This window comes from Kitasatospora sp. DSM 101779 (assembly GCF_025655475.1).
GTDB lineage: Bacteria > Actinomycetota > Actinomycetes > Streptomycetales > Streptomycetaceae > Kitasatospora.
In genome coordinates, this window is sequence record NZ_JAHTIK010000014.1 from 1 (window position 1) to 2,196 (window position 2,196).

General features: G+C 70.8%; 2 protein-coding genes. One reads left to right on the top strand and one right to left on the bottom strand.

The features are described from left to right. Positions 1–180: SDR family oxidoreductase (locus KSNIM_RS38975; RefSeq protein ID WP_263108385.1), on the top strand; the 180-nt coding region annotated here is incomplete at its 5' end. A gap of 1,352 nt (positions 181–1,532) precedes the next feature. Here KSNIM_RS38975 and KSNIM_RS38980 read toward each other — a convergent pair. After that, positions 1,533–2,048, bottom strand: coding sequence for a hypothetical protein (locus KSNIM_RS38980; RefSeq protein WP_263108386.1), 516 nt, complete (start codon positions 2,046–2,048; stop codon positions 1,533–1,535). Positions 2,049–2,196: the final 148 nt, after the last annotated feature.

Here is a 2,196-nt window from a genome sequence, read left to right on the forward strand (position 1 = left end):
GGGACGATCCGTACCTCCATGTACGCCCCCGAGACCCACGACTTCCTCGCCGCTCTCCAGCCCGTCCACCGCCTCGGCGAGATCACCGACATCGTCGGCGCCGTCCTCTACCTGGAGAACGCCCCCTTCGTCACCGGCGAGATCCTGCACGTCGACGGCGGCGTCAGCGCCGGCCACTGAACCCCACCCGCAACCACCGTTCAGAAGCACCGCCGTGAACAGAGCCAGACCGAGGAGGTCCAGGGCGAGGCAGTGCCAGAGCTGTGCGATCTGTGCGGGGCGGTGGTCCCTGCGGGAAGAGGGTTCTATGCGCTGGTCCGCGACTCGTCCGTGGTGCACTCCAACGATCCGCAGTACGACGTCGGGCGCCTGGTGACCGGCTGCACTCGCGAGCACCGGGTGAGTTGGTCGCCCAGTACGAGGCCAGACCGTTCGTCGAGCCCGAGCCGTGGGCGGGCAAGATCGGCCGGGCCCTGCTGCGGCATCCGGAGGACCTGCTCGGCTTCCTCGCCCCGGCGGCAAAGACCCTGGCAAGGCGGTTCCGCGGGAGGGCGAAGGGGTTGGCGGGATTGCGGTAGGAGTAGCGGCCGTCGTTGACGCGCACCCCGTCCTGGGTGGTCCGCCAGTGGGCGGGTCCGGGTTGCCCCTGCTGTTCCAGGAGGAGGCGTGCCAGGTGGTCGGGGTCCTCGACGGCCGCGCGGGCACGTAGCGCGGCGGCCAGGCGGGGAGCGGCGGTGGGCGGGCTGTTGTCGCCCATGGCGGGCAACAGGAGCAGCAGGCGGGCATGCGCATCGCGGATGCCCGCCGTCAGGCATGCCGGGGCCGGGCGGAAGGTCGGCGGCGGCGGCGAGCTCTGGCCAGGACAGGGCGGGTCCCATGAAGTGACCGTCGTCCTGGGCGAGGAGTTCGGCGGTGTCCCAGGTGGAGTGGTGCAGGAGGTAGTCGGTGCCGCGGTCGCCGTCGATGGTGCGGTGGACGACCTGGAAGCGGTGGCCGTCAGTGAGCGGGACGGTGAACAGTGGCCGGTCCTCCCTGTCCCACAGGGCGCGGTAGAAGTCTTGGGCAGCTTCGCAGTCCGCACCGAACAGCAGCTGTCGGGCTTGCCGGCTGCGGGCGCACGAGCCGAGGTGCGAGAGCCAGAAGAGCGGATCCTCCAGGAGCTCGGGGTAGGGGGTGAACGGGCCGTCCTCGTAGCCGGGCAACCAGGACGGGGCAGGGTCTGCGGTGCCGGTCACACAGGCCGTCATCACGCCCTGCACCGACAAGGCTCGGGTGCGGTCCCCATGTATGGGAGCAGCGGCAGCGGCAGGTGTCTTCTCATGGGAGGGCCGCGGATTGGAGCTCCGGGGGAGGTTCATGAGGCCGACAGGGGCTCCAAAGCGGACGTAATGTCGGGGTGTATCGGGCGCTGGTCCGGGTGTGACCGAGCGCTCGGAATCGGTGTTCACAGATCTTGGAGGCCGTGGCCTGCGCGAGAGGGCAGGCCACGGCCTCCTTTGGGTCGGTGGCGCCTGCTCTCGGAGGTGGGCGTGCTACCGGCGGGTCTCTGCTTGCGCGCGGAACTGGCGGGCGTGGTCCTCGGCCTTGGCGAGCCCGGTCGTGCTGTCGCCGTCGACGACGGTCACGTAGGTGTTTCCGTCCAGCCACGCACAGATGGTCGAGCTGAACTGGTGGTTGCCGGACGCGTCCGTCGATTCGATCTTCGTGAAGGTGGCCTTGCATTTCATGACGCCGCCCAGCGGTCCCGGGTCCGCGTCCTTGACCTCGCCATGGGTCACCTTCATGCCCGGCACGTCCGCCGAGCCGTCGTTCATGTCGGCCAGCGCCTCGGTGCGGTCCTTCTCGGAGAACGGGACGTCGCTCTCGACCGCGAAGACCTCCATGTGGTTCTCCCCGAACTGGCCGCTCTTGTACGTGGTCACGATGACGTGCTTGTGCGGGTCGTCCTGCGCTATGGCCTCGGCCTGCTGCCGCATCGCCGCGGTCCCGGGGGCGTGGTCGTCGCGCTTCATCCCGAGGAAGGTGTCGGGCAGGTGGAGGCGCCCCATCGTCTGGTTCCCCGTGCCCGGCGCCTGCTTGCCCGAACCCGCCCCTGCGTCGCCCGCCGCCGGTGGGGCCGCGCCTCCGGCCGGAGCCGCCGCAGCACCCGCCGGGGCCGCGCCGGGTTGCGTGGCGCCCCCCGACCCCGTCCCGGCG